We start from the raw sequence: 24,778 nt of genomic DNA, 5'->3' as shown, positions 1-24,778 counted from the left end.
CCGCAGAGCGCGCTAGCGTCGGCGCGCGGGTGCAGGGGCCGTGAGCAGGGGCCGTTGGTTGGAGGAAGTCGATGGCGGAAGTGCTGGTGGTGGACGACAGCAAGATGATGCGGGACATGGTGGTGGCCTGCCTGCGCGCCGAGCCCGGGCTCTCCTTCACCCACGCCTCGAGCGGCCTGGAGGCCATCGAGCGCCTCAGCCTCAAGCCCTTCGACCTCGTCGTCCTGGACCTGAACATGCCGGACATCGGCGGGGTGGAGGTCGTGGAGTTCGTGCGCAGCCAGGACACGCTGCGCTCGCTCCCCATCGTGATCGTCACCACCCGCGGGGACGAGGAGAGCCGCGCGCGCGTGCTCGCCGCCGGGGCGAACCGCTTCATGACCAAGCCCTTCACCCCCGAGGGCATCCTCGGCGAGGTGCGCGGCCTGCTGGGAGCCAAGGGCGCGCCGTGAGCCGCCCGGTGAACCTCGCCGACTTCCTCCCTCCGTACCTCGCGGAGGTGGAGGAGCTGCTCGGGCTCGCGCACACCCAGCTGCTCACGCTGGAGACGGCAGCGCGCGGCGGGGCGCCGCAGCCGCGCGCGGTGCGCGAGCTGTTCCGCGTGCTGCACACCATCAAGGGCCTGTCCGCCATGGTGGACGTGGAGCCGGTGGTGGCGCTCACCCACCTGATGGAGGCCAGCGTGCGCGCGGCGGACCGCGCCGGCGGCAAGCTCCCCCCTGCGAGCATCGAGCCGCTCTTGCAGGGGCTCAAGGCGGTGGAGGTGCGGGTGCGCGCGCTGGGCGCGGGCAAGCCCGTGCCGCCTGCACCCAGTGCCCTGCTGGACGCGCTCGAGGGGCTGGAGGGCGCCGAGCGCCGCGCAGCCCCCCGCGCCGCCGCCCCCGCCGAGGTGCAGTTCGACCTGGAGCCCGCGCTCGCGAGCAAGCTCTCCGCCTCCGAGCGCGAGCAGCTCACGCAAGGGGTGCAGGGCGGGCGGCGCGCGCTGCGGGTGGACTTCGCGCCCAGCCCCCAGCGCTCGGCCGCCGGGCTCACCATCAACACGGTGCGCGAGCGCGTGTCGCAGGTGGCGGAGATCGTGAAGGTGGTGCCGCTCAGCCGCCCGGGCGGCGCGCCCGGCAGCGGGCTCGTCTTCGCGCTGCTGGTGCTCAGCAGCGGGCCGGACGCGGCGCTCGCGGCCGCGGTGGAGGTGGCGCCCGCAGAGGTGCGGCTCGTCGCCCAGCCGCCGCCCCCGCCCGAGGAGGACGCGGCGCTCGCTTCGGGAGCGCTGGCCGGAGACCTCTCTGCTGACCCGTCCTCCGACCTGGCCGGAGTCCTGCCCGAGGCGCCGCTCGACGAGGAGGTGGCCCCGCAGCGCCACGGCATCGTGCGCGTGGAGACGGCGCGCCTGGACGAGGCGATGGAGCGGCTCGCCGCGCTCGTGGTCACGCGCTCGCGGCTGCAGCGCGCGGCCGCCGCGCTCACGGCCTCCGGCGCCAACACGCGCGAGCTGGTGCAGATCCTCCAGGAGAACGCGCGGCAGCTGCGCGACCTGCGCGCCGCCATCGTGCGCGTGCGCATGGTGAAGGTGGGCGAGGTGCTCGAGCGCCTGCCGCTCATCGTGCGGGGCCTTCGCCGCAGCACCGGCAAGCAGGTGGCGCTGCAGCTGGAGCTGGGCGCGGCCGAGCTGGACAAGGCCGTGGGCGACCGGCTCTTCCCCGCCATCGTGCACCTGGTGCGCAACGCCGTGGACCACGCGCTGGAGCCCCCCGAGGAGCGGCGGCGCGCGGGAAAGCCCGAGGAGGGGCTGCTGCGCATCGTGTGCCGCGAGCGCAGCAACTCGCAGCTCGAGGTGCAGGTCTCGGACGACGGGCGCGGCGTGGATGCGGCGGCCGTGGCCCGGCGCGCGGGCGTGCCCGTTCCGCAGAGCGACGAGGAGCTGCTCGAGCTCCTGTGCCGCCCGGGCCTGAGCACCCGCGAGGAGGTCACCACCACCAGCGGGCGCGGCATGGGCATGGACATCGTGAAGCGCATCGCGGTGGACCAGCTGGGCGGCGAGCTGCGGCTGCAGACGGAGGCCGGCGTGGGCACCACCTTCACGCTGCGCGTGCCGCTCACCATCTCCATCGTGGACGCCTTCGTGTTCGAGAGCGGGCAGCAGCGCTACGCCGTGCCGGTGGCCACCGTGGAGGAGCTGGTGGAGGTGGACGCGGCGCGCCTCGTGCGCGGCCCCGGCGGCGCGGAGGCGCGCGGCGAGGTGCAGATCCTCGAGCGGCGCGGGCAGGCGGTGCCGCTGCTGCGGCTCGCCACCGTGCTGGGGCAGCCGGCGGGCGAGGGCGGAGGCCAGAAGGCGCTGGTGGTGCGCCAGCGCGGCGAGCCGGTGGCCTTCGCGGTGGACCGGATGCTGGGGCAGCAGGAGATCGTCATCCGGCCGCTCGAGGACGTGCTGGTGAAGGTGCGCGGCGTCTCGGGCGCCACCGACCTGGGCGACGGGCGGCCCACGCTGGTGCTGGACCTCATCGCGCTGGGCGGCGGGGCGGCGGCGGAAGCGCAGCGGCGGGAGCGGGTGTCATGAGCGTGTTGCATGTGGTGTTCCGCGTGGGCACGGCCGAGTACGTGCTCCCGGCGGCGGACGTGGTGCAGATGGAGTCCTTCAGCGGCGCCACCCCCGTGCCCGGCAGCCCCGCGTACGTCGCGGGGCTGGTGCAGGTGCGCGGCCGGGTGCTCCCGGTCATCGACGCGCGCGCCCGCTTCGGGCTGCCGCCCGCCGAGCGCAACCTGGACACCCGGGTGGTGGTGGGGCAGGTCGCGGCGCCGGGCGGGGGCCTGCGCACGGTGGGGCTCATCGTGGACGCGGCGCGCGAGGTGGTGAAGCTGGACCCGGAGCAGCTGCGCCCGCCTCCGCCCCTGGTGGCCGAGCAGGCCCGGGGCTTCGTGAAGGCCGTGGCGCAGGTGGGCGGCGTGGGGCAGGGAAGCGCAGGGGCAGGCGGCAGCGGCCGGCTGCTGCTGCTCATCGATCTGAACAAAGTCGTGGGTGAGGAGCAGGTCCATGCCGAGTGACAAGACGAAGGGGACGAACGCCGCGGGCCGCACGGTCAACGGGGCGCGCAGCAGCGCGATGGCGGCGGGGGGGATGGACGACGCGCGCAGCCTCGCCGAGCTCGCGCAGCGCCGGTTGCAGGAGACGGCCGGCTTCGCCCAGGCGCTCGAGCAGACGGTGAACCGGCTCGCGGCGGGCGGCAACGAGCAGGCGGCCGGCGGCGAGCAGGTGCGCGCGGCGATCGAGGGCGTGGCGGCCAGCGTGGAGGAGACGGGCCAGGCGGCCCAGAGCCTCGCGCGCTCGCAGCGCCAGGTGAGCGAGAGCGCGAAGGAGCTCACGCGCGAGGCGGAGCTCGCCAGCGCCGCGCTGCAGGAGATCACCGCCTCGGTGGGCTCCGTGCGCAAGGACGCCGCCCAGCTCGCCACCTCCTCGGAGGGGATGGCCAGCGCGCTGGAGGAGACCACCCGCTCGGTGCGCGGCGTGGGCACCAACGCGGAGAGCCTCGCCGCCGCGAGCGAGGAGCTGCTCGCGAGCGCCGCCGAGATGAGCGCCACCACCGCGGACCTCGCCACGCGCGGCCAGGCCAACGCCTCCACCATCGAGGAGGTGGCGGCCACCGCCGAGGAGATGAGCAAGGGCATCGCCCGGCTCGCCCAGGATGCGCAGGGCGTGGGCGAGCGCGTGGGCGGCATGGCGGGCAGCGTCGCCGCCGCGAGCCGCACCATGGCGGCCGTGGGCACGGACGCGCAGGACATGGCGGCCGCGGTGGAGGAGACGGCTGCCACCACCGAGCAGCTCGCGCGCAGCGTGCGCACCGTGGCGGACCACGCGAAGGCGCTGGAGGGCGCCACCACCGCCAACGCCTCCACCGTGGCGGAGATCGCCGCCTCGGTGGAGGAGGTGATGGCCACCGCGGAGAAGAACGCCTCCGTGGTGGACGCCAACGCGAGCACCATCGAGCAGTTCGCCCGCTCGGCGCAGGCGGTCGCGCGCAGCGTGGAGCAGATCAACACGCTGGCCAGCGGCAGCGCCAGCGCGAGCCAGCAGCTGGACCGCAGCACCCGCAAGATCGCCCAGATGAGCGAGGAGGCGCGCGGCACCGCCGAGCGCGTGGGCGTGGCGGCGCGCGAGGGCGGCGTCATCGTGGGCCGCTCCATCTCCGGCCTCACCCGCATCCGCGGCTCCATCGTGGAGAGCGCGAGCGTGATGAAGGAGATGGGCAAGCGCGCCGAGGAGATCGGCGACATCGTGCAGACCATCAACCTCATCGCCGACCGCACCAACCTGCTCTCGCTCAACGCGAGCATCGAGGCGGCGCGCGCGGGCGAGCACGGGCGCGGCTTCGCCGTGGTGGCCGAGGAGATCCGCGCGCTCGCGGACCGCGCCGCCGCCGCCAGCGCGGACGTGGCCAAGATCGTCCGCGGCCTGCAGGGCACCGCGCGCGAGGCCGCCCAGGCCACCGTGGAGGGCGTGCGCGCCGCGGACGAGGGCGCGAGCCTCGCCGGCGACGCCGAGCGCGCGCTGGCCACCATCCTCAAGGGCGTGGACGAGCTGGGCACCACCGTGCGCGAGGTGAGCCGCGCCACGGGCGAGCAGGTGGACGCGGCGCAGAGCCTCGCCCAGGCCACCGTGAAGGTGAGCGAGCAGGGGCGCGCCATCGCCCAGGCCGCGAGCGAGCAGGCGCAGGCCGCGCAGAGCCTCGCGCAGAGCGGCGCCGAGATGCGCCGCATGGCGAAGCAGACCCAGCAGGCCACGGCCGAGCAGGCGCGCGCGCTGCGCGACCTGGTGCGCTCCAACACCCAGCTGACGGCCGCCGCCGAGCAGGTGAGCCGCGCCACCCAGGAGCAGAGCGTGGGCGCCGGCGAGCTGGCCAAGGCGAGCGCGCAGCTGCGCGGGCTGGTGCAGAAGACGAGCAGCGCGGTGGTGGAGCAGAGCAAGGCGCTCGCCGCCACCGGCGCGCTCGCGCACGAGGTGAGCCAGTCCACCGGCCGCACCCTCACCGGCCTGAGCGAGCAGGCCCGCGCGGCGGCCGAGGTCGCGCGCGCCATGGAGGACGCGCGCAAGGGCGCGGTGCAGACCGCGCGTGCGGTAGCCGAGCAGAGCCGCGCCGCGGGGCAGATCGAGACGGCCGCCCGCGACGTCACCCGCCTCGCCGCCGACGTCACCCGCGCCACCGACGAGCAGGGCAAGGCGCTGCAGGGGCTCGCCCGGGACGCGGACGAGGTGCGCCGCATCTCGAAGCAGACGGCGCGCGCGGTGGAGGAGCAGAACGAGGCGCTGGTGGCCGCGGCCGCCGGCGTCGCGCGGCAGACCTCGGGGGTGGCCGGGGTGGCCCGCGCCACCGCGGAGCAGGCCACCATGAGCGAGCAGATCGCCCGCGCGGTGGACGACATGCGCGGCCGCGCCCGGGAGATCGTCTCCACCACCGCGCAGCAGGCGCGCCTCGCCTCCGGCAGCGCGAACGACGTGCGCGAGCTGGCGGGCCGCGTGGCGCAGCTGGGCCGGGTGCACGCCGAGCAGTCCGAGGCCGTGGGCCGGGTGAGCGCGCTGCTCGGCGAGCCCCGGTCGCAGGGCGCTTCGCTCCAGGGCAGCGCCTCGCGGGGCGCCGGGCCCCAGGGCGCGGCAGCGCAGGGGGCCGCGGCACAGGGCGCCAGCGCCCCCACCCCGAAGGGCGCTCCCGCCGCGCGCCAGACCCCGGAGCAGAAGTGACGTCCGCCCCCGCAGCGTCGTCCGCAGCCTCCCGGCTCTCGCTCTCCGCCGCGGACCGCCGCCGCCTGGACGAGGTGGAGGCGCTCGCGCGCCAGGGCGCCGCGGGCGTGGCCCCGCTCGTCTCGCGCCTGGACGACCCGAGCTGGGCGGTGCGCCGCGGCGTGGTCGCGGCGCTCGCGCAGCTGGGCGACGTGGCCGTGGGCCCCCTGTGCGAGGTGCTGGTGCGCGGCCGCGACAACGAGGCGCGCATCGCGGCGGCCGTGGACGCGCTGAGCGCCTCGAGCGGCGACGCGGAGGGGGCCGTGGCGGGGCTGGTGGAGCACCCGGACGCCGCCGTCGTGTACGACGCCGCCCAGGTGCTGGGCCGGCGGCGCAGCGCCGAGGCCGCCCCGCTGCTCGCGCGCCTCACCGCGCACCCGGACGACAACGTGGCCGTGGCGGCCATCGAGGCGCTGGGCCGGGTGGGCGGCGGCGCCGCGGTGGACGCGCTCATCGCCTCGGCCACCAGCGGCAACTTCTTCCGCACCTTCCCCGCCATCGACGTGCTGGGGCGCACCGGGGACGCGCGCGCGGTGGCGCCGCTGGTGTCCCTGCTGGAGAGCCCCGTGTACGCGCTGGAGGCCGCGCGCGCCCTGGGGCGCACCGGCGATGAGCGCGCGGTGCCGCCCCTGGTAGGGCTGCTGTCTCGCGCGGGTGAGGCGCACGCGCGCGTGGCCGCGACCAGCCTGCTCGAGGTGCACGAGGCGCAGGTGGTGCGGCTCGGGGTGAGCCACGCGGTGGCCGAGGCGCTCGCGGCCGCGGGCCCCGCGCTGGGCCGCCGCCTCACCCGCTGCCTGCCGGGCGCGGACGTAGCGGAGCGCGTGGCCCTGGGCCGGCTGCTGGGCTGGGTGGGCGGGGGCGAGGCCGTGGCCGCGCTCATCGACCTGCTGGATGCCGAGCCCCCGGTGGCCTACGCCGCCGCGCGCGCGCTGGGCGAGCGCACGGGCGCGAGCGCCGGGAGCGCCGCGGCCGTGGACGAGGGCGTGGAGGAGCAGGTGCGGCTCGCGCTGCGCTCCGGCGAGAGCGCGCGGCGGCTCGTGCTGCTGCCGCTGGTGGGGCGGAAGGCCGCCGCGGTGGGCGACATCCTCGCCTGCCTCGAGGACCGCGACCCGGCGGTGCGCGCGCTCGCCTGCGAGACGCTCGCGCGCATCGGGGACGTGGGCGCGGTGGAGCCGCTCTTCGCGCGGCTCGCGGACGCGGACGCGCGCGTGGCCCAGGCGGCCCAGGGCGCCATCCAGTCCCTGGGCAGCCCGCGCACCGAGGCGCTCGCGCTCGCGGCCGCCGGCAGCCCGGACACCCGGGTGCGCCGCGCCGCCCTGCGCATCATCGCGTACTTCGGCTACGCGAAGGGCCTCGAGCCGCTGCTCGCCGCGGTGGACTCCGAGGACGAGCGCCTGCGCGACGCGGCCCTCTTCGGCCTGCCCTTCCTCGAGGACCCGCGCGCCCTGCAGGCGCTGCTGCAGGCAGCCCGCCACGCGGCGCCGCGCACCCGGGCCAGCGCGATGCGCGCGCTGGGCCAGGTGTCTGGTGAGGAGCAGGTGACGGAGGTACTGCGCGCGGGCCTGAAGGACGCGGACGCGTGGGTGCGCTACTACGCCTGCCAGTCGCTGGGCCGGCGCGGAGATGCCGGGGCCGTGGACGAGGTGGTGGCGCTGATGGACGACGAGGCGGGGCAGGTGCGGGTGGCGGCCGTCGAGGCGCTCGCGCACCTGCGCACCCCGGCCGCGCTCGCGGCGCTGCGCCGCGCGGCGAGCGCTCCGGACGCGGACCTGCAGCGCGCGGCCCTCCTGGGCCTGGGCGCGCAGCGCCAGGTGGACAGCCTGCCCGCGCTGCTCTCGGCGCTGGATGCGCCGGATGCCGCCACGCGGCTCGTCGCGGTGAGCGCGCTCGCGGCGTTCGGCGGCAATGCCCCCGGGGGTGGAGGAGGGCCGCCCGAGGTGCTGCCCGCGCTGGGCCGCGCCGCGCACGACCCGGACGAGAGCGTGCGCACCGCGGCGCTCGGCTTCCTCGCCGCGCGCGAGGAGCCCGCCGCCACGGCCCTGCTGGTGGGGCTGCTCGCGCATCCGGCCGCGCGCGCCGCCGCCCTCTCCGCGCTCGCGCAGCCGGTGCCCGGGCGCATCGCCGGGCTGCAGGCGGGGCTCGAGTCCGCGGACGAGGAGGTGGCGCCGCTGGTGGTGGCCGCACTCGCCAGGATGGGGCGCGCGGACGCCACGGCCGCGCTGGTGGACACGCTCAAGGGCGGCCACGCCCACTCGCGCCGGGCCGCCGCGAGCGCGCTCGCGCAGCTGGGCCCCGCGGCCCACGCCGCGCTCGCCAGCGCTGCGGAAGAGGACCCGGATCCCGAGGTGCGCCGCCTGTGCACGGAGGCGCTGGGACGCTGATGGCCCTGCCGCTCTCCCCCCCCGTCTTCTCCATCCTCAGCGGCCTCATCGAGGCGCGCGCGGGCCTGCACTACGCGCCCTCCGACCAGGAGCTGCTCGCGGAGAAGGTCAGCGAGCGCGCGCTCGAGGCGGGCTTCGACTCGCTGCTCGACTACTACTACTTCCTCCGCTACGACCCCGCAGGCCCCGCGGCGCTCGACGCGCTCATCGACACGCTCACCGTCCACGAGACCTACTTCTTCCGCGAGGTGGACCAGCTGCGCGCCCTGGTGGACGGAGTGCTGGTGCCGCGCGCGCGCCAGGGGCTCACCACCCGCGTGTGGAGCGCCGCCTGCTCCACCGGCGAGGAGCCGCTCACGCTGGCGATGATGCTCGCCGAGCGCGGCCTCTCGGGCGCGGGCAGCCGCGTGGAGCTGGTGGCGAGCGACATCAGCCAGAAGGTGCTGGAGCGCGCGCAGCGCGGCGAGTTCGGCCGGCGCTCCTTGCGCGCGCTGCCCCCGGGCATCGACGGGCGCTTCCTCGACGTGGCCCCGGGCAGCGAGAGTGCCACCGTGCGCGCGGAGCTGCGCGAGCAGGTGCAGTGGAAGCGCGTGAACCTGGTGGACCCGAAGCAGGTGGCGGCCCTGGGCCGCTTCCACGTCATCCTCTGCCGCAACGTGATGATCTACTTCAGCGACGAGACGGCCCGCCGCGTCGTCGAGTCGCTCACCACCGCGCTCGAGCCCGGCGGCCACCTGCTGGTGGGCACGAGCGAGAGCCTGCTGCGCTTCGGCACCCAGCTCCTGTGCGAGGAGAAAGGCGGCGCGTTCTTCTACACGAAGGAGGCGGCGCGATGAGCGGCCCCGCTCCCATTCGTGTCCTGGTGGTGGACGACTCCGCCTTCGCGCGCAAGGTGCTGCGCGAGGCGCTCTCGCGCGCGGAGGGCCTGGAGGTGGTGGGCACCGCGCGCGACGGGCTGGACGCGCTGGAGAAGATCGCCGAGCTGCGCCCGGACGTGGTCACGCTGGACCTGGTGATGCCGGGGCTGGACGGGGTGGGGGTGCTCAAGGCGCTGCACGGCCCCACTCCGCCGCGCGTCGTCGTGGTGAGCATGGCGGACTCGGAGAGCGAGCTGGCCATGGCCGCGATGCAGGCGGGCGCGGTGGAGCTCGTGCACAAGCCCACGGCGCTGGCCACGGACCGCCTCTACGAGCTGGCGGACGAGCTGGTGGCCAAGGTGCGCATCGCCGCCGGAGCCCGCCCCCTGCCCGACCCCCTCTCCCTCCGGGAGAGGGATGGGGTGAGGGTGCCTGACGAAGCTCCGCCTCCCCGGGCCCCCGCCACGGATACCCCCCTCGTGGTCATCGGCACCTCCACCGGCGGCCCGCAGGCCCTCACCCGCCTGCTGATGGCGCTGCCCCCGGACTTCCCCAGCCCGGTGGCCATCGCGCTGCACATCCCGCCCGGCTACACCCAGGCGCTCGCCGAGCGGCTGAACACCCAGTGCGCGCTCGAGGTGCTCGAGGCCTCGGACGGGCTCGCGCTGCGCCCGGGCCGGGCGGTGCTCGCGCGCGCGGGGCTGCACCTGAAGCTGGAGGGGCGGGGCGAGGCCTGCGTGGCGCGCCTGGACCTGGAGCCGCTCACCACGCCGCACCGGCCCGCGGTGGACGTGCTCTTCGAGAGCGCGGCGCGGGCCTGGGGCAAGGACGTGCTCGCGGTGGTGCTCACCGGCATGGGCAACGACGGGCTCGAGGGCGCGCGGCGCGTGCGGGCGGCCGGCGGCCGCGTGCTCACCGAGGCCCAGAGCTCCTGCGTCGTCTACGGGATGCCGCGCTCGGTGGACGAGGCAGGGCTGTCCTCGGGAAAGGTGCCGCTGGAGCGCATGGCCGCGGCGCTGCTCGCGCGCGTGTAGCTAGGGCCCGCGCGGCAGGCACACGCGGAACAGCGTGCCCTCCTCTCCCGACGAGCGCACCTCCACGCTGCCACCGTGCGCCCGCACCAGCTGCCGCACGATGTAGAGCCCCAGCCCCACGCTGCGGTCCTGGGCCGCGTCCAGGCCGGGGGCGCCGCGCTGCAGCGGCTCGAAGAGGCGCGCCTGCAGCTCGGGGGCGAGCGGGTCGCCCGCGTTGTGCACCTCGAGCACCACCTGGTCCGCCTCCCCGCGGGTGCTCACGCGCACCGGGGTGCCCTCCGGGCTGTATTTGAGCGCGTTGCTCGCCAGGTTCTCCACCACCTGGGCCATGCGGCGCCCGTCCCACAGTCCCTCGCCGCTGCCCTGCACCTCCACGCGCAGCTCGCGCTCCGGGTAGGCGGCCTGCACCTCCTGCAGCGCCTCCTGCACCACGGCGTGCAGGTCCAGCGGCCGGCGCAGCACGGGGATGCCCCCGCCCATGCGCGCGCGGGTGAAGTCCAGCAGGTCGCGCACCAGCCCCAGGGTGTGCTCGGCGGCGCTCTGGATGCGCACGATGGCCTGGGCCGCGCGCCCGTCCAGCGACCCGTCGTGCAGCAGCGTCTCCGCGGTGAGGCGCACTGCGGCGAGCGGGGTGCGCAGATCGTGGCTGACGATGCCCACGAACTCCTGCTCGAACTGCACGCGCTCGCGCTGGGCCTGCGCGAGCCGGCGCGTGCGCACCAGGGTGCGCGCGCGCGCGAGCAGCTCCAGCGCGTCGTAGGGCTTGCTCACGAAGTCGTTGGCCCCGGCGGCGAGCGCCTGCGTGCGGTCCTCGCGCGCGGTGCTCGCGGTGAGCACCAGCACCGGGAGCATCACCTCGTCGTAGCGCTCGCGCAGGAAGCGGCAGGCCTCGAGCCCCGACACCCCGGGCAGGCGCCAGTCGAGCACGACGAGGTCCACCCCGTCCGCTCCCGCGTTCTCCTCGAGGGCCTCGAGGAAGGAGGCCCCGTCGGTGAAGACGCGCACCTCGTGGGCGTCCGCCAGGAGCGCGCGCGCCTGCTCGGCCTCCAGGGGGCTGTCCTCCACGAGCCACACCCTTCCGCGCGGGGCCTCCTGTAGGCGGGGCGGCGGTGCGCTGGAGCTCGGGGTGTCCACCCCCCTACTCTAATCCGGCGGTGCGCACGCGGCCTCCCCCCTGTCCTGCGGGCCGGGGGACGGGCGGGCTCAGGGCGGGCTGCCGCGCGGCAGGCGCACGGTGAAGGTGGTGCCCTCCTCGGCAGTGGAGCGCACGCCCACGCGGCCCCCGTGGGCCTCCACCAGCTGCTTCACGATGTAGAGCCCCAGCCCCACGCTGCGCCCCTGCCGGTCCAGCTCCGCGGTGGCGCGCTGCAGGGGCTCGAAGATGCGCGGCAGCAGCTCGGGCGCGATGGGCGCCCCGGCGTTGTGCACCTCGAGCAGCACGTGGCCCTCCTCGCCGCGGGTGTGCACCTGCACGGGGGTTGCCTCCGGGCTGTACTTCAGCGCGTTGGTCACCAGGTTCTCCAGCACCTGCACCAGCCGGTCCGCGTCCCACGCGCCGTGGCCGTCCCCCTCGGTGCGCAGGCGCACCTCGCGCTCGGGAAAGGCGGCCTCCAGCTCCTCGAGCGCGCCGGCGACCAGCGCGTGCAGGTCCAGCGGCCGGCGCTCGAGCGGGATGCCTCCGCCCACGCGCGCGCGGGTGAAGTCCAGCAGGTCGCGCACCAGGCGCAGCGCGCGCTCGGCCGAGCCCTGCACCCGCACCGCCGCGCGCGTGGTGCGCGTGTCCAGCGCGGGCGTGCGCAAGAGCCCCTGCACCGAGAGCAGGATGGCCTGCAGCGGGCCGCGCAGGTCGTGGCTCACGATACCGATGAGCTGCTGCTCGAACTGCACACGCTCCTGCAGCGCGAGCTCGGTGCGCTTGCGCTCGGTGATGTCGGTGTTGATCGCCACCGCGCCCACCACCTCGCCGCCCACGCGGATGGGCGCGCAGGAGGCGCGCACCACGCGCTCCTCGCCCGTGCGCAGGTGGCGGATGCGCACCTCCTGCACGTCCGGCGTGCCCTGCAGCGCGTGCGTGAAGGCCTGCTCCTCCACCGGGATGAAGGCGCCGCTGTCCGCGCGCCGCGTCTGGATCTGCTCGGCCAGGGTGGCGATGTTGCGGTTGAGCTCCGCCACGTCCGAGTAGCCCAGCATGGCGAGCGCGGACGCGTTGGCGCGGTCGATGCCGCCCGGCCCGCCCACGTAGACCGCGTCCGGGAGGCTCTCGAAGATGGCCTCCAGCTCCGCGCGGCTCGCCTCGGCCGCCTCACGCGCCTGCCGCTGCTGCGTCACGTCGCGGCCGGCGCAGTACATCAGCCCCTGCTCGGGGACGGAGGCCGTGTACCAGGCAATCCAGCGGTAGCTGCCGTCCTTGCACCGCACGCGGTGCTCGAAGTCCACCAGCCGCTCGCCCTGCGCGAGCCGGCCCGCGGCCGCCTCCGAGCGCGGGCGGTCCTCCGGGTGGACGATGTCGAAGAAGGGCGTGGCGAGCAGCTCCTCCTCGCTGAAGCCCAGCACGGCGCTCATCGCCAGGTTCACGCGCTTCCAGTGCCCGTCCTCCAGCGAGGCGATGGCGAGCAGGTCCGGGGTGAGCTCGAAGAACTGGCTCAGGCGCGCCTCGCTGGCCTCCAGCGCCTGCGCCGCGGCATGGGCCTCGGCCGTGGCGGCCTCCGCCTGCTGCCGCGCGCGCACCTGCTCCGTCACCTCGAAGCCGAAGGCGGCAATGCCCCGCACCTCGCCGCGCTCGTCGCGCATGGGCTGGTACACGAAGGTCCAGTGCGTGTCCTCGAGCCGCCCGTCCCCGCGCCGGTCCAGGCGCAGGGGCACCTCGTGTCCCACGTAGGGCTCGCCCGTCTGGTACACGCGGTCGAGCAGCGCGACGAAGCCCTGCTCCACCACCTCGGGCAGCGCCTCGCGCAGCGGCAGTCCCACCAGCGGTCGCTCGCCGCCCACGGCGCGCTGGTAGAGCGGGTTCACCCTTTCGAAGACATGCTCGGGGCCGCGCAGGGTGCACACGATGGCGGGCGCGTGCTCGAAGAGGCTCTGCAGCCGCTCGCGCTCCACCTCCAGCTCGGCGCGGGCCGCCTGCAGCGCGGCCGTCAGCTGGTGGCGCTCGGTGATGTCCTGCACCAGCGCCACCACCCCCAGCACCTGCCCGTCCGGGCCGCGGTAGGGCACGTAGTGGCCGTGCGCATGGCCGCGGCGCCCGCCCCTGTACACGAAGGGCAGCTCGTAGTGGGTCTCCTCCCCCGCGAGCGCGCGCTCGAGGAAGGGCCGGATGGCCCCGTAGTTCTCCTCGCCCACCACCTCGCGCACGCTGCGCCCCACCACCGCCTCGGGCTCGACGCCGAACCAGCCGCGGTAGGCGTGGTTCACCAGCAGGTAGCGCTGCTGCGCGTCCACGAAGTTGATGAGGTGGGGGATGGCGTCCAGCACCGCCCGCAGCCGCGCCTCGCTCTCGCGCGCCCGGGCCTCCGCCGCCTGGTCCCGCGCCGCACGCTGGCGCGCGGCCACCGACTCGCCGCGCAGCCCGCGCTCCTGCTCGGAGACGAAGTGGCTGAGCGCCTCGGCGGCGGCCACCCCCATGCAGCGCGCGAGCAGGATGGCCTCGCGGGCCTGCACCGTCACCCCCGCCTCCATCGCCCCCTGCAGCAGGGTCTCCTGGAGCAGCGGGTACTCGTGGGCCACCGCGCTCGTCGTGTAGCCCAGCGCATGGCGCTGCGCGCCGTGCGCGCGGGAGATGGTGTCGCAGTCGGGAGGCTCCCCCTCCTGCGCCGGGTCGCGGAGCGCGTGCGCGAGCTCGGCGAGGAAGCGGGGCAGCGAGTCCACCCGCTGCTCGCGGGTGAGGCCCTCGCGCGGGGCGAAGGGGCGCACCTGCTCGAGCCACCGCTCGATGAGGCGCTCCTGCTGGGCTTCGATGAGGTCTGCGAAGGTCATCCCTCACCCTGACCCTCTCCCAGGGGGAGAGGGGACCCTTCACGCCGCGGAGGAGTCCTTCGCGGGGGCGACCGGCAGCGCCGCGAGCGTGCGCGCGAGCTCGTCCGGCTGCACCGGCTTCACCAGGTGCACGTCGAAGCCGGCGGCGAGCGCGCGGTTGTGGCCCTCGGGCCCGCCGTAGCCGGTGATGGCCACCAGGCGGATGTCCTGGCCGGCGCGCGCGCGCAGCTCGCTCGCGAGCCGGTAGCCGTCCAGCCCCGGCAGCCCGATGTCCACCAGCGCCACGTCCGGGCGCGAGCTGACGGCGGCGGAGAGCCCCTGCAGCCCGTCCGGCGCGGTCTCCACGCTGTGGCCCCACAGCTCGAGCAGCTCGCGCAGGCTCGCGCGCGCATCCGGGTTGTCCTCCACCACGAGGATGCGCCGCGGCTCGGTGCGCGTGCCCGCGCTCGCGGCCATGGGCAGCGCCGCCTCCACCGCGGGCAGCAGCGGCAGGCGCACCACGAACTCGCTGCCGTAGCCCAGCCCCTCGCTCAGCGCGCTCACCCGGCCCCCGTGCATCTGCACGAGGCTGCGCACCAGGGTGAGGCCGATGCCCAGGCCGCCGCGGCTGCGCTCCAGGGTGGTGTCCACCTGGGCGAAGAGGTCGAACACGCGGGCGAGCGCCTCGGGCGGGATGCCGATGCCGCTGTCCTTCACCCGCACCACGGCGAGCGCGTCCGCGGCGACCCGCTCCACCGCCACGCTCACCTTCACGCAGCCGCCGCCGTCCGTGTACTTGGCCGCGTTGTCCAGCAGGTTCACGAACACCTGCTCGAGCCGCGTGCAGTCCGCCTCCATCCACAGCGGGCGCTGCGGCAGGTCCACCTCGAGCGTGAGGCCGCGCGCCTCCATCAGGGGACGCTCGGTGGTGAGCGCGTGCTCGAGCAGCGCGCGCAGGTCGCAGCGCTCGCGGCGCAGCTCCACCTTGCCCTGGGTGATGCGGCTGACGTCCAGCAGGTCGTCCACGAGCCGGCTCAGGTGGCGCGCCTGGCGCTGGATGATGCCGCGCATGCGCGCCTCCTTCTCGTCCGGCGCGGGGCGGCGGTCCAGGATGCCCACCGCGGTGGTGATGGCGGCGAGCGGGTTGCGCAGCTCGTGCGCGAGCATCGCGAGGAACTCGTCCTTGCGCTTGTCCGCCTCCGCGAGCTCCTCCGCCTTGCGGCGCATCTCGCGCTCGGCGTGGCGCAGGCGGATGAGCGAGCGCACCGTGGCCACCAGCTCCGTCGCCTCGAAGGGCTGGGTGAGGTACGCGTCCGCGCCGCCGTCCAGGCCCTTGGCCTTCTTGTCCGGGGTGACGAAGGTGGCGCTGGTGTGCAGCACCGCGATGCTCGCGGTGTCCGGGTTGGCCCGCAGGCGCGCGCACACCTCGTAGCCGCTCAGGTCCGGCAGCTTGATGTCCAGGATGATGACGTCCGGCTTGGTCTGCGCCTTCTGCAGCGCCTCCAGGCCGGTGCCCGCCTCGATGACCCGGTAGCCGGCCATCTGCAGCATGCGGCCCACCATGTAGCGGTTGGCCTCGTCGTCGTTGACGTTGAGGATGGTGGCGACGGTGGGCTGCTCAACCACGGTGCACCTCCATCGAGCCGTGCTGCGCGCCGTGCAGCTGCTGGGTGCCGAGGCCGGCCTTGTTGAGGGCGTCGCGGATGCGGCTGATGGCCACCTCCTTGCTCAGGGTGTGCTTGGAGAGGATGGCGGCCGTCTCCTGCTTGAGCCGCGCCTGCTCGTCCTCGGCGAGCTGGTGGCTGGTGTGCAGGATGACCGGGATGTCGCGCGTGCGCGGGTCCGCCTTGAGGTCGTCCAGCACGTCGAAGGCGGTGTGCTCGCCGAGCACGAAGTCCAGGAAGATGAGGTGGGGGGCCTCCTCGCGCGCGAGCCGCACGCCCTCGGGGCCCGTGGCCGCCTCCATCAGCGCGTACGGGGTGCCGCGCAGCACCTGGCGCAGCAGGTAGCGGTGCACCTCGTCGTCGTCGATGATGAGCACCTTCTCCACCGGGCCCACCTTGGCGAGCGCGGTGAGCTTGCTGAGCAGCTTCTTGCCCTCCACCGGCTTGAGCCAGAACTCGTCCGCGCCCAGGGCGCGCGCCTTCTGCTCGCGGTCGGTGATGGTGACCACGAGCACGGGGATGTCGCGCGTGGTCTCGCCCTGCTTCAGCTCCGCGAGGAAGCCCCAGCTCGTCTCGCCCTCGAGCATCACGTCCAGCACCACGGCGGCCGGGCGGATGCGCTGCATGGCGGCGCGCGCGTCCTCCACGGTGCGCACCGGCACCACCTGGAAGCCCGAGCGCTGCAGGTACTTCTCGTAGAGGAACAGCGTCTGGCGGTCGTCCTCGAGCACCAGCACGGGGGCGCGCGTGGGGTCCAGCCGCTCGGCGCGCTCGCTGAGGCCCGCCATCTCCGCCACCTCCGGGTGCACCCGGGGGATGGCCACGGTGAAGGTGCTTCCCACCCCCACCGCGCTCTGCACGGTGAGCGTGCCGCCCAGGACCTCCGCGAGCTTGCGCGCGAGCGCGAGCCCCAGCCCCGTGCCCTTCACCTTCGACTGCAGCGGGCTCTCCACCTGCGCGAACTCCTCGAAGATGCGCTCGTGGTGCTCGGGCGAGATGCCGATGCCCGTGTCGCGCACGTGGAAGAGCACCACGTCGCGGTCCGCGCGCTCGGCCGCCACCGTGATGCTGCCCTTCTCGGTGAACTTGGCCGCGTTGGAGACCAGGTTGCGCAGGATCTGCGAGAGCTTCGCCTCGTCCGTCTCCAGCTCCAGCGGCTCCTCGGGGATCTCCACCTTGAGCTCCACCGCGCTGCCCTCCGGCAGCACCGGGCGCATCATCCCGCGCAGCGCCAGCAGCTCCTCGGAGAGGAGGAACTTCTTGGGCCGCAGCACCGCCTTGCCGCTCTCCGCCTTGGAGAGGTCGAGCAGGTCGTTCACCAGCTCGTAGAGGCTCTCCGCGCTGTTGCGGATGAACTGCACCTGCTTCTCCTGCTCGTTGCTCAGCACGCCGTTGCCCGGGTTGAGCAAGAGCTTCGCCAGGCCCAGGATGGAGTGCAGCGGGGTGCGGAACTCGTGGCTCACGTTGGCCACCACGCGGCTCTTCACCTCCGCGGTGCGCTGCAGGGTCTCCGCCTTCTCGTCCAGCGCGGCGTGCAGGCTGCGCACGCCCTTGTTGCTCTCGGCGAGCTCGGCGTTGAGCCGCTGCAGCTCGTCCGCGCGCCGGGTGAGCTCGCGCTGCTGGCGCTCGCTCTGGCGGTGCAGGTTCGCGAGCTCCTGCAGGTTCTCGTTCACCTGCTCGAGCACGTTGCCGTAGTCCGAGGGCACGAGGCTGCCCACCAGCAGCACGCTGTGGCCGTCGCCGTGCTGGGCGCGTGACAGCCTGCTCGCGCGGAAGGCGAGGCAGGTGGGCCGGTCCTTCACGCACAGGTTCAGCTCCCACGGCTCGGAGGTCTCGGCGGACTCGGCGGACTCGCCGGCCTCGGTGCCCAGCTGGCCCGCGGCCGCCTTGGCGAGGAAGGTGCGCAGCTTCGGGCGCTGGTCCTCGGGGGCGAGCTTCTCGAGCGGCTCGCCCAGGGTGAGCCCGAGCAGGGCGGCGGCGCGCGCGTCCGCCCACGTCACCGTGCCGTCCGCGGCGCACACCAGCGCGAGCTCGCGGCTGAGCGCGCCGACGGCCTGCGTGAGCAGCTCCATGGGAGGAGGAGAGGGATCTTGGAGACGCATGGTCAGGGGGTCCTCTGCACCGCGTCCAGCGCCTGGGCCAGCAGCGGGCGGGCCTCGGCGAGGGGGGCGGGGGGCAGCGTGTCTAGCGCGTCCTGCAGTGCGCGCAACACCTGCGGATAGGTCAGGGTGCCGGGCAGCGCCTGGGCGCGGCGCGGCCAGAAGCCGGCGTAGAAGCGGGCGTGCTGCACGAAGAGCTCGGGGCGCTTGAGGGCGAGCGCGTCCGCCAGGTAGCACAGCTGCAGGCCCAGCTCCGCCTGCAGCGGGGTGCTCCCCGCCTGGCCCAGCGCGCGCGCGGCGCGCTGCGAGAGCGCGTCCGCCTGCGAGGCGAGTGTGCCCGCGCTGCCCTCGCGGTGGACGAGCGCCTCGTGGGCGCTCGCCAGCACGGTGCGCACCTCGGGGGTGCTCAGGCCTCCGCGCGCGAGCGCCTCCTGCAGCCAGGCGAAGTGCTGGGCGAGGTGGCGCGTGCACATGCCGTGGGAGACGAGCAGCGTGCGCAGCCAGCGCGCGTAGCCCTCCATCACGCTGGGGGCGCCCTGGGCGAGCGCCTGCACGAGGTAGCGCACGTGGAAGACGGCGTCCTCGTCGCCGAACTTGCGCGTGCGCGCCTCGCCGTAGCGCGCGTACCAGAAGGGGTCCTGGTGGAAGGGCTGCACGCTCTCGAACGCGAGCGCCTGCGTGCGCGCCTCGATGCGGCGCGCGAGCTCGGGCTGCGGCGTCATACGCCCAGCTCCTTGCAGGCGCCGGCCACCAGCGCGCGCGCGTCCTTGCCGTAGAAGGTGACGCCGAGCTTGTCCTCCAGCCCCCGCGCCCACTCGAAGGCGTGGCCGCCCACCGCGATGGGCAGGTGCGGCGCGATGGTGCGCACGCGCTCGATCGCCTCCTGCAGCGCCGCCAGGTGGAAGCTCATGGTGGCCGAGAGGCAGAGCAGGTCCGGCTTCGCGTCCTCCACCCACCGCACCAGGCTGTCGGTGGGCACGTTGGCGCCGAGGAACTCCACGTCGAAGCCGCTCATCTCCAGGAAGTCGCTCGCCATGCGCGCGCCCACCTCGTGCAGCTCCCCCTCCACGCACGCCACCGTCACGCGCTTGCCGTTGGGCGGGTCGCGCGGCAGGTGGCGGTAGAGCTGGGCGAGCACCAGCTGGCTGATGGCCGTGGCCAGGTGCTCCTGCGCCACCGTGATGCGGTTCTCCTGCCAGAGCCGGCCGATCTCCTGCTGCGCCGGGCCGATGACCCGCAGCTGCAGGTCCGCCACGCTCAGGCCCGCGCCCACGCCGTCCTCGAGCACCAGGCGCATCGCCTCCTGGCGCTGGCCCTTGAGCTGGGCCGCGAGGTAGCGCTCGAGCAGCGCCGCCACGTGCGCGTCACGCGGAGACGGGGCGCTGGACGCAGCAGGGCCGGAGGCGAACTCGGAGTCGGGCTCGGATGAGGGGGACATGGAACGGTGCAGGGACGAGATGAGGGCTCCGGGATGGTGCGGCAAACGCGTGGTTTAACGAGGGGCTGGATCGCTTTCCATCCCCGGGCCATCCGGGGGTGAACATCCCCCGCACCCGGAGCGATGGTACGGCGGCACAGGGAGTCCGGATGTGTCCAGTGGTGGACGCTCTCCCGGTCGCTAGGCCTGGGAGGGGCCCGGCGGCGCGTGGCGCGGCAGGGTGACGAGGAAGGTGGTGCCCTCGGGCTCGGAAGAGGTCAGGTCGATGGCGCCCCCGTGCGCGAGCACCACCTGGCGAACGATGTAGAGCCCGAGGCCCAGGCCCTCGCTGCGCGCCGTGCCACTGCCGGCGCCGCCCGCGCCGCGGCGGAAGGCGTCGAAGAGCTCGGGCTGCAGGGCGGGCGGGATGGCGGGCCCGCGGTTGTGCACGCGGAGCAGCACGTCCGTGTCCGTGCCCTCCAGCGTGATGGTCACCGGCTCCTCGGGCGGGCTGTAGCGCAGGGCGTTGCCCACCAGGTTGCCGAGCACCTGCGCGATGCGCCCCGGGTCCCACTCGCCGCGGCAGTCGCAGCGCGCCTCGTAGCGAAGCGTGCGCCCGGGGTGGCCCAGCTCCAGCTCGCGCACCGTCTGCTCGCACAGGAGCAGCAGGTCGGCGGGCTCGCGCTGGATGGGGATGCCCCCGCCGAGCCGCCCGCGGGTGAAGTCCAGCAGCTGGCTGATCATGCGCGCCATGCGCTCGCTGCTCGCCGCGATGCGCCCCGCCGCGCGCAGCGCCGGCTCGGGCAGGGCTCCGGCCGGCCCCTCCACCCCGCGCAGCAGCACCTGCGCGCTCATGGAGATGGCCTGCAGGGGGTTACGCAGGTCGTGGCTCACGATGCCCAGCAGCCGCTCGCGGAACTCCGCCGCGTCGCGCAGCTCGCGCTCGGCGCGCTTCGCCTCGGTGATGTCCGTGAGCGTGGCCACCGCGCCCACCACCTCGTCGCCCTCGCGGATGGGCGCCGCGGTGACGCGCGCCACCAGGTCCTTGCCCGTGCGCACGTTGCGCAGCACGCACTCGCGCACGCAGGTGTCCCCCTCGAGCGCGAGCGCGAAGGGGTGCTCCGCGGGCGCGAGGGGCTGGCCGCTCGCCCAGTCGCGCGGGTGCAGGCGCAGGCGCAGGCTGTCCAGGTCCAGCAGCGCCTGGCGCGGGCTGTCGAAGCCCAGCAGGCGCGCGCCCACGCTGTTCACCCGGGTGAGCCCCTCGCGCGTGCCCACGAAGACCCCGTCCGGCAGGCTCTCGATGATCGCCTCGGTCTCGTGCAAGAGCTGCTGGCTGCGCTGCTCGCGCGCCTGCGCCACCTGGGCCCCGCGCGTGGCCGCCGCGAGCTCCCGCGCGCGCTCGGTGCGCTGCCCCTGGTCGCGCAGCAGCGCGCGCACCGTGGCCACCAGCTCCGGGTCGTGCGGGCTCGCGAGGTAGCCCGAGGCCCCGCTCTCCAGCCCCCGCACGCGCTCGTGCGGGTCCATCGCGCTCGCGGACACCTGCAGCACGGGCAGCGCGCGCGTGAGCGGGTGCGCCTTGAGCTGCGCGAGCACCTCGAAGCCGTCCAGGTCCGGCAGGTGCACGTCCAGCACGACGAGGTCGAAGGTGAGCCCCGGCTCGCCGCCCTGGGCGAGCCGCAGCGCCTCCCGGCCGCCCGCCGCCTCCACCACGTGGTAGCCCTCGGCCCGCAGCGCGCGTGCGATGACGTAGCGCTTGGGCTCCTGGTCATCCACCACCAGCACGGTGGCGGAGCTCTGGTGGGCGAGGTCCTTCATCGGGCGGCGGCTTCCCCAGCATCGAGGACGGGCTTCAGGTGTGGGACTCCGTGCGGTGCTCGGCGATCACGTCCAGCAGCCGGTGCAGCTCGTAGGGCTTGCGCAGGTGCGCGCGCGCGCCCTCGGGCACCTGGGGGCTCGCGCTGGTGATGACCACCGGGATGCGCGCGTGGCGCTCGTGCGCCCGCAGGCGGGCCATGAAGGCGTGCCCGTCCATCACCGGCATCATCACGTCCAGCAGGATGAGGCAGGGGTCCGCCGGCCGCTCGAGCAGCTCGAGCGCCTCCTGGCCGTTGCACGCCGTCTCCACGGCGTAGCCCTCCATCTGCAGCAGGTCGCTCACCGCCTCGCGGATGTCGTGCTCGTCCTCGACGACGAGGATGGGGCGGGGGGGAGATGAAGTCATGGGGGTCGCGTCTATCCCCCTTGCGCCCACGGACGGTGGCCTTTGTCGCACCTTCAACCGCACGGGGCTCCTCCGGCCGGAGGGCAGCCGGGCAGGCGCGCGGAGCCCGCGTTGCGAGGCTGACTAGGTTGAAGGGCATGGACTCTCCGGCCCAGGCCAGCGTGCTGCTCGTGGACGACATTCCCGCGAACCTGCTCGCGCTCGAGGCGGTGCTGGAACCGCTCGGCCAGCGCCTCGTGCGCGCGCAGAGCGGCCGCGAGGCGCTCGCGGCGCTGCTGCGCGAGGACTTCGCCTGCGTGCTGCTGGACGTGCAGATGCCGGGGCTGGACGGCTTCGAGACGGCGAAGCTCATCCGCGCCCGCGAGCGCACGCGCCACCTGCCCCTGCTCTTCATCACCGCCTTCTCCAGCGAGCAGGCCCTGGTGCGCGAGGGCTACGCGCGCGGCGCGGCCGACTACATCGTGAAGCCCTACGACCCGGACATCCTGCGCACGAAGGTGGCGGTGTTCGTGGACCTCTACCTGCAGGCGCGAAGGCTCGAGGAGCACCGGGCGCTGCTGCGCGATCGCGAGCGCAGCGTGATGGAGCGCGCGGTGGGAGCGGTGGGCAGCGGCAGCACGGAGACGGACGGGGACGTGGGCGTCGGCGAGCCGGCGCTCGCCGGGGCGCTCGTCTCCGCGGCGCCAGTGGCGCTCGGCGTGCTCTCGCCCGACATGCGGCTGGTGCAGCTCAACCCCGCGCTCGCGCGGCTGCTGGACGTGGCGGAGGAGCGCGCGCTGGGCGGCGCGCCGCTCGCGCAGCTCGCGCCCGAGCTCGCGCCCTACCTGCAGGTGCACGCGCAGCACGTCATCGCCACGGGGCGCGCGCTGGGCGGCGTGCCGCTCGCGTTCGAGCACCCACCCGGCTCCGGCGCCGTGCGCGAGGTGCAGGCGAGCTACTTCCCGCTGCTCACCGACGGCGGGCACGTGCGCGGCGTGGGGCTCTCGTTGATCGAAGTGCCCGAGGCGCACCGGAGCAGCGGCCGGCGCAGCAGTGATCACGAGGCGCCCACCCCGAGCACCACCCTGCACTGACGCGTGCTCCCTCTCCCGCTGGGAAAAGGTCGGGGTGAGGGAAGTGCGCTCCCGCTGTGCCCCGCGCGCATCGGCTCTGTGGGGAAGCCGGCACGGGACGGGCACCTGTCGCCTGCGCCGAGCGCGCGCTGGCGCCGCCCTGCGCAGCGCTCCGGGGAAGCGCAGGAGAGGAGAGGGGTGTCGGATGGAGTGCTGCGCGCTGCTGTGTACAAACCTCGGGAGATTTCGAAAGTCCCGAGGTTTGTACACAGCACCGCACCGAGCTGCGCCCCCGAAGGGCACCCCTTCCCGGAGCAGAGTCGCGCGCTCCTGTTCTGAGATGTCGGGGGTTTTCCGGTAAGCCTTACCGGTTCGAGGCCTCGCGGCTGGGACGAGGTCCGCACCAGAAGGAGCGTTGAATCTGGTTGCGCACCTGCGCCCGGACGCCCGGGGCAGCGCAGGGTAGCGCGCGCCTCGCTCCGTCTGCGCATCGAGGGGCCCGACCGAGGCCCGCGGTGAGGCTTCCTCCGGGGGTCGCCCGTTGTGCCCGCGGACCGCTCGAGCTCTGAAAATTGTTCAGCAAAACCCCCGACATCTCAGAACAGGTGCGCACGGACCTGCCCCCGCCGAACCCGCACGCGCGTGCACTTCGGTGACCGAAGCGCGTGAAGAGCGAGAGGCCTCGTCGCTCCCGCCGCACGTGAGTTTGCTCCTGCGAATCCCCGGAGCGCCGCGCAGGCCGACGCCCGCGCGCGCTCGGCGCCCACGAGAGGAGCCCGTCCCGTCCGGCTTCTCCTCCGAGCGTGGGAGACGTGCTCGCCCAGGCGCCAAGATGACGCCTACGCCGCGGGCTTCGCACCCTCGCGCGGCAGCCACACGCGGAAGCAGGTGCCGTCCTCGCGCGTGGACTGCACCTCGATGCGCCCGCCGTGCGCCTGCACGATGTGGTGCACGATGAAGAGCCCGAGCCCGATGCTGCCGTTGCGGCGCGCGGCCCCCTCGCCGCGCGTGAGCGGCTCGAAGAGGTGGGGCAGCAGGGCCTCCGGGATGGGCTCGCCGGTGTTGTGCACGCTCAGCTCCACGCCGTCGCCCGCCTCTGCCGACAGCGCGCGCGTGACCACCCGCACCGGCGCGCTCGCCGGGCTGTACTGCAGGGCGTTGCCCACCAGGTTCCCCACCAGCTGCCCCAGGCGGTCCGGGTCCCAGCGCCCGCGCGCATCTCCCTCGCAGCTCAGCTGCAGGGTGCGACCGGGATGCGCCGCCTGCAGCTCCTCCACGCCCTGGCGCGCGAGCGCGTGCAGGTCGCAGCTGCGCGGGTGCACCGGCAGCGCACCGCCGAGCCGCGCCTGCGTGAAGTCCAGCAGGCCGTGGATCATCCGGTTCGCGCGCGCCGCCGCGTCCGAGATGCGCCGCAGCAGCCCCAGCTCGCGCTCGAGCGCTCCGGGGCGGCGCAGCAGCGTCTGCACCGAGAGCGCGATGGCGTTGAGCGGGTTGCGCAGGTCGTGGCTCACGATGCCCACCAGCTGCTGCTCGAGCGCGGCGCGCTGGCGCGCCGCCTCGCTCGCCGCGCGCCGCAGCCGCAGGTCGTGGATGGAGAGCGCCGCCCCCGCGAGCTGCCCGTCCACCCGCACCGGCGCGTTGCTGCAGAGCACCGGCACGGGCGTGCCGTCGCGGTGGAAGAAGGTGTCCTCGTGGTGCTGCACCGTCTCGCCCGTCACCACCACGCGGCCCAGCGGGCACTCGCGCGCGGGGAAGGGGCGCCCGTCCGGACGCCGCGCGTGCACTGCCTCGTGCAGCGTGCGCCCGGCGAGCTCCGCGTGGCGCCAGCCGAAGAGCCGCTCGGCGGAGGCGTTCATCCACGTCACGTGCCCGCGCGCATCCAGCATGAAGAGCGCATCCGCGACACTGTCCGCGAGCAGCCCGGCGAGCTGCGCGGGGGCTGCGCTCGCCGCGCCTGCGGCCGAGCTCCCGCGCTCCTCCCCGGCCGCGCGCGCAGGTGCGGCGCTGCGCTCTGTCGAAGCCCTGCGGTCTGCCGAAGCGCTGCGCTCTGTCGAAGCCCTGCGGTCTGCCGAAGCGCTGCGGTCTGCCGAAGCGCTGCGCTTTGCCGCAGCACGGCCAGGCGCAGGGACGCGCTCGGGTGCAGCGCCCCCGTCCGCGGCCGGAGGCGCCTCGCGCGGAGCGGCCGCCGGCAGCGCGTCCGGGCTCGAGTCGTGCCCGGAGTCGGGGCTGCGCGTGCGCCAGCGGTGCACGCTGCCCTTGCGGCCCGGACGCGAACGGCGCTCGCTCATCCACACCTCATGTGTGCCTCACCGGCGGGAGGTCGCGGTGCCGAGGGCCC

Annotated in this window: 17 protein-coding genes; 8 read left to right on the top strand and 9 right to left on the bottom strand. The window is 75.1% G+C overall.

What is annotated here, in order from left to right; all coding sequences use genetic code 11:
• Positions 1 to 71: 71 nt before the first annotated feature.
• Genes FGE12_RS22915 through cheB form a run of 7 tightly spaced genes read left to right on the top strand, consistent with a single transcriptional unit; the run spans position 72 to position 10,036 of the window.
• On the top strand, positions 72 to 452 hold the full coding sequence (locus FGE12_RS22915; RefSeq protein WP_153868703.1) for a response regulator: 381 nt from the start codon (positions 72 to 74) through the stop codon (positions 450 to 452).
• Entirely contained in the window at positions 449 to 2,551 is a 2,103-nt protein-coding gene (locus FGE12_RS22910; protein WP_194798178.1) for a chemotaxis protein CheW, read from the top strand. The genes FGE12_RS22915 and FGE12_RS22910 overlap by 4 nt, the downstream gene beginning before the upstream one ends.
• Complete coding sequence (locus tag FGE12_RS22905; RefSeq protein ID WP_153868702.1) at positions 2,548 to 3,036, top strand: chemotaxis protein CheW; 489 nt, start codon at positions 2,548 to 2,550, stop codon at positions 3,034 to 3,036. The genes FGE12_RS22910 and FGE12_RS22905 overlap by 4 nt, the downstream gene beginning before the upstream one ends.
• A complete protein-coding gene (locus FGE12_RS22900) occupies positions 3,026 to 5,725 on the top strand; it encodes a methyl-accepting chemotaxis protein (protein ID WP_228531012.1) in 2,700 nt (899 codons plus the stop codon). The genes FGE12_RS22905 and FGE12_RS22900 overlap by 11 nt, the downstream gene beginning before the upstream one ends.
• Positions 5,722 to 8,145 carry a HEAT repeat domain-containing protein gene (locus FGE12_RS22895; protein WP_194798177.1) on the top strand — a complete coding sequence of 808 codons (2,424 nt, stop codon included), beginning with the start codon at positions 5,722 to 5,724 and terminating at the stop codon, positions 8,143 to 8,145. Before FGE12_RS22900 ends, FGE12_RS22895 begins: the two co-directional genes overlap by 4 nt.
• Positions 8,145 to 8,981 carry a protein-glutamate O-methyltransferase CheR gene (locus tag FGE12_RS22890; RefSeq protein ID WP_304503095.1) on the top strand — a complete coding sequence of 279 codons (837 nt, stop codon included), beginning with the start codon at positions 8,145 to 8,147 and terminating at the stop codon, positions 8,979 to 8,981. The genes FGE12_RS22895 and FGE12_RS22890 overlap by 1 nt, the downstream gene beginning before the upstream one ends.
• Positions 8,978 to 10,036, top strand: a complete 1,059-nt coding sequence (gene cheB / locus FGE12_RS22885; protein ID WP_153868701.1) for a chemotaxis-specific protein-glutamate methyltransferase CheB — start codon at positions 8,978 to 8,980, stop codon at positions 10,034 to 10,036. Before FGE12_RS22890 ends, cheB begins: the two co-directional genes overlap by 4 nt.
• Here the strand turns inward: cheB and FGE12_RS31040 are convergent, their stop codons facing one another.
• From FGE12_RS31040 to FGE12_RS22845, 8 genes are all read right to left on the bottom strand, one after another.
• Complete coding sequence (locus FGE12_RS31040) at positions 10,037 to 11,101, bottom strand: hybrid sensor histidine kinase/response regulator (RefSeq protein WP_153868700.1); 1,065 nt, start codon at positions 11,099 to 11,101, stop codon at positions 10,037 to 10,039.
• A 138-nt stretch (positions 11,102 to 11,239) separates the two neighbouring features.
• A complete protein-coding gene (locus FGE12_RS22875; RefSeq protein ID WP_153868699.1) occupies positions 11,240 to 14,008 on the bottom strand; it encodes a PAS domain S-box protein in 2,769 nt (922 codons plus the stop codon).
• Between the two features lie 39 nt (positions 14,009 to 14,047).
• Entirely contained in the window at positions 14,048 to 15,613 is a 1,566-nt protein-coding gene (locus FGE12_RS22870) for a response regulator (protein WP_194798176.1), read from the bottom strand.
• Positions 15,606 to 17,753: an ATP-binding protein gene (locus FGE12_RS22865; RefSeq protein ID WP_228531011.1), complete on the bottom strand. Its 2,148-nt coding sequence runs from the start codon at positions 17,751 to 17,753 to the stop codon at positions 15,606 to 15,608. Before FGE12_RS22865 ends, FGE12_RS22870 begins: the two co-directional genes overlap by 8 nt.
• A 2-nt stretch (positions 17,754 to 17,755) precedes the next feature.
• A complete protein-coding gene (locus FGE12_RS22860) occupies positions 17,756 to 18,472 on the bottom strand; it encodes a hypothetical protein (RefSeq protein WP_153868698.1) in 717 nt (238 codons plus the stop codon).
• Complete coding sequence (locus tag FGE12_RS22855; protein ID WP_153868697.1) at positions 18,469 to 19,188, bottom strand: B12-binding domain-containing protein; 720 nt, start codon at positions 19,186 to 19,188, stop codon at positions 18,469 to 18,471. Before FGE12_RS22855 ends, FGE12_RS22860 begins: the two co-directional genes overlap by 4 nt.
• Positions 19,189 to 19,368: 180 nt before the next feature.
• Positions 19,369 to 20,982, bottom strand: coding sequence for an ATP-binding protein (locus tag FGE12_RS22850; RefSeq protein WP_153868696.1), 1,614 nt, complete (start codon positions 20,980 to 20,982; stop codon positions 19,369 to 19,371).
• A gap of 34 nt (positions 20,983 to 21,016) precedes the next feature.
• Positions 21,017 to 21,388 (bottom strand): response regulator, encoded by a 372-nt coding sequence (locus FGE12_RS22845; protein ID WP_153868695.1) that lies wholly within the window; start codon positions 21,386 to 21,388, stop codon positions 21,017 to 21,019.
• Between the two features lie 137 nt (positions 21,389 to 21,525).
• Between FGE12_RS22845 and FGE12_RS31035 the strand changes: the two genes are divergently transcribed.
• Positions 21,526 to 22,461 carry a response regulator gene (locus tag FGE12_RS31035; RefSeq protein ID WP_153868694.1) on the top strand — a complete coding sequence of 312 codons (936 nt, stop codon included), beginning with the start codon at positions 21,526 to 21,528 and terminating at the stop codon, positions 22,459 to 22,461.
• A gap of 818 nt (positions 22,462 to 23,279) precedes the next feature.
• Here the strand turns inward: FGE12_RS31035 and FGE12_RS22835 are convergent.
• Complete coding sequence (locus tag FGE12_RS22835) at positions 23,280 to 24,728, bottom strand: nitrogen regulation protein NR(II) (RefSeq protein ID WP_153868693.1); 1,449 nt, start codon at positions 24,726 to 24,728, stop codon at positions 23,280 to 23,282.
• Positions 24,729 to 24,778: the final 50 nt, after the last annotated feature.

Source organism: Aggregicoccus sp. 17bor-14, assembly GCF_009659535.1.
In the GTDB taxonomy this organism is placed as follows: Bacteria; Myxococcota; Myxococcia; order Myxococcales; family Myxococcaceae; genus Aggregicoccus.
Note: the sequence above shows the minus strand (reverse complement) of the source record. Positions and strands in the feature narration are given on the sequence as shown.